The 2211-nt window shown below is 70.0% G+C and carries 2 protein-coding genes; both read right to left on the bottom strand.

Annotated elements, in window-relative coordinates:
- On the bottom strand, positions 1–827 hold an 827-nt coding region (locus G3N99_RS38690), incomplete at its 3' end, for an ATP-binding protein (RefSeq protein WP_206125027.1).
- On the bottom strand, positions 824–2211 hold a 1388-nt coding region (locus tag G3N99_RS38685; protein ID WP_241012072.1), incomplete at its 5' end, for a cobaltochelatase subunit CobN. The genes G3N99_RS38685 and G3N99_RS38690, both read right to left, overlap by 4 nt.

Genomic DNA, 2211 nt, shown 5'->3' with positions numbered 1-2211 from the left:
TCCACATGCGACACCGTCACCGCATCGGCCTGCTCCAGCGCGGCGAGCGCGCGCGCCGCGCGCAGCATCACGAGATCGGCACGCAGCCCGTCCACCGCTGCTTCGATGCACAGCGCGCTGACGCGCGCGTGAACCGCATCGTCGAAATCGAGCGTTGCCAGCCGTGCGCGCGCCGCGTGAATCCGGCCGCCGAGTTCACGTTGCGCGGATGCATGACGCGCGCGGAACGCATCCGGATCGAGATCGAATGCGAGCCGCGCCTTCACGATCCGCTCGCGCTGCGCGGCGTCGAAGCAGTTCTCCAGCTCGACCATCAAACCGAAGCGATCGAGCAACTGCGGACGCAGCTCGCCCTCCTCCGGATTCATCGTACCGATGAGCACGAAGCGCGCATCGTGCGCGTGCGACACGCCATCGCGCTCGACGATGTTCACGCCGCTCGCGGCGACGTCGAGCAGCGTATCGACGAGCCCGTCGGCGAGCAGGTTCACTTCGTCGACGTACAGCACGCCGAGATGCGCGCGCGCGAGCAGGCCCGGCCGGAAGCGCACGCCGTTTTCAGCAAGGGCATGCGCGAGATCGAGCGTACCCGTCACCTGCTCGTCGCTCGCCGACAGCGGCAGCGTGACGAACTGCCCTTCGGGCAGCAGCTCCGCGAGGCCGCGCGCCGCGGTCGATTTCGCGGTGCCGCGAGGCCCGCTCACGAGCACGCCGCCCAGCGACGGGTCGATCGCGGCGAGCAGCAACGCCTGCTGCAGCGCATCCTGCGCGACGAGCGCCGCAAACGGAAAGACCGCGCGGGCGCGGTGCGTCGTCGGATCGGTCATCGCCGTCCCCCTTCCTGGAGTTGTTCGCTCGCGAGCCAGACCGCTTCGATCCGTTCGCGATAGTCGCCCGGCTGCTGCCACAGGCCTCGCTGCATCGCTTCGACGAAGCGTTCGCAGATGCCGTGCAGCGCCTTCGGATTGTGTCGTTCGAGGAACGCGCGGGTGGCGTCGTCGAACAGGTACGCGTCGGCGACGAGCGCGTACTGGTGGTCGGACAGCACGCGCGCGGTCGCGTCATAGCCGTACAGGTAGTCGACGGTCGCCGCCAGCTCGGCCGCGCCCTTGTAACCATGGCGCTTCACGCCGTCGAGCCATTTCGGATTGACGACGCGCGAGCGGATCACGCGCGCGATTTCCTCGCGCAGCGTGCGCATCTTCGGTGCGACCGGGTTCGCGTGGTCGCCGTGGTAGATGCTCGGCTGCTGCCCGGACAGGTGCCGCACGGCCGCCGTCATCCCGCCCTGGAACTGGTAGTAGTCGTTCGAATCGAGGATGTCGTGCTCGCGGCTGTCCTGGTTCTGCACGACGACGTCGATCGTCGCGAGCCGCTCGCCGAACACGTCGGCTGCGGCATCGCCCGCGCTGTTCTGCGCATACGCATGGCCGCCCCACTGGCGGTAGGCGTCGGCGAGATCGGCGTCGGTCTGCCAGCGACGCTGGTCGATCAGGTCCTGCAGGCCCGCGCCGTAGCTGCCCGGCCGCGCACCGAACACGCGCCAGCCGGCGCGGCGCCGCGCTTCGTCCGGCGCCACGCCCTGCGCGACCCATTTCTCGCGTTCGCGCTCGATGCGCGCGCGGATCGGGTTCAGCTCCTCGGGCTCGTCGAGCGCGGCCACGGCCTGCACGGCCGCGTCGAACAGGTGCATCAGGTTCGGGAACGCGTCGCGGAAGAAGCCCGATACGCGCAGCGTCACGTCGATGCGCGGCCGGTCGAAGATCTCGATCGGCAGGATCTCGAAGTCGGTCACGCGGTGGCTGCCGTGCGCCCATTTCGGCCGTACGCCGAGCAGCGCGAACGCCTGTGCGATGTCGTCGCCGCCGGTGCGCATCGTCGCCGTGCCCCAGACCGACAGGCCGATCGCGCGCGGATAGTCGCCATGATCCTGCAGATGGCGCTCGATCAGTTGCTGTGCGGATTTCAGGCCAAGCGACCACGCGGCCTGCGTCGGCACCGCGCGCGTGTCGACCGAGTAGAAATTGCGGCCGGTCGGCAGCACGTCGGGGCGGCCACGCGACGGCGAACCGCTCGGCCCCGGCGGCACGAAACGGCCGTCGAGTCCGCGCAGCAGCTGACGCATTTCCTCGCCACCGCACGCGTCGAGCGCGGGCAGCAGCGTCGCGCGGACGCGTTCGATCACGGCGAGCGTGTGCGGCCAGTCGCCGG

The organism is Burkholderia sp. Ac-20392 (assembly GCF_017104585.1).
GTDB lineage: Bacteria > Pseudomonadota > Gammaproteobacteria > Burkholderiales > Burkholderiaceae > Burkholderia > Burkholderia lata.
This window is presented reverse-complemented; position numbering and strand designations above follow the sequence as displayed.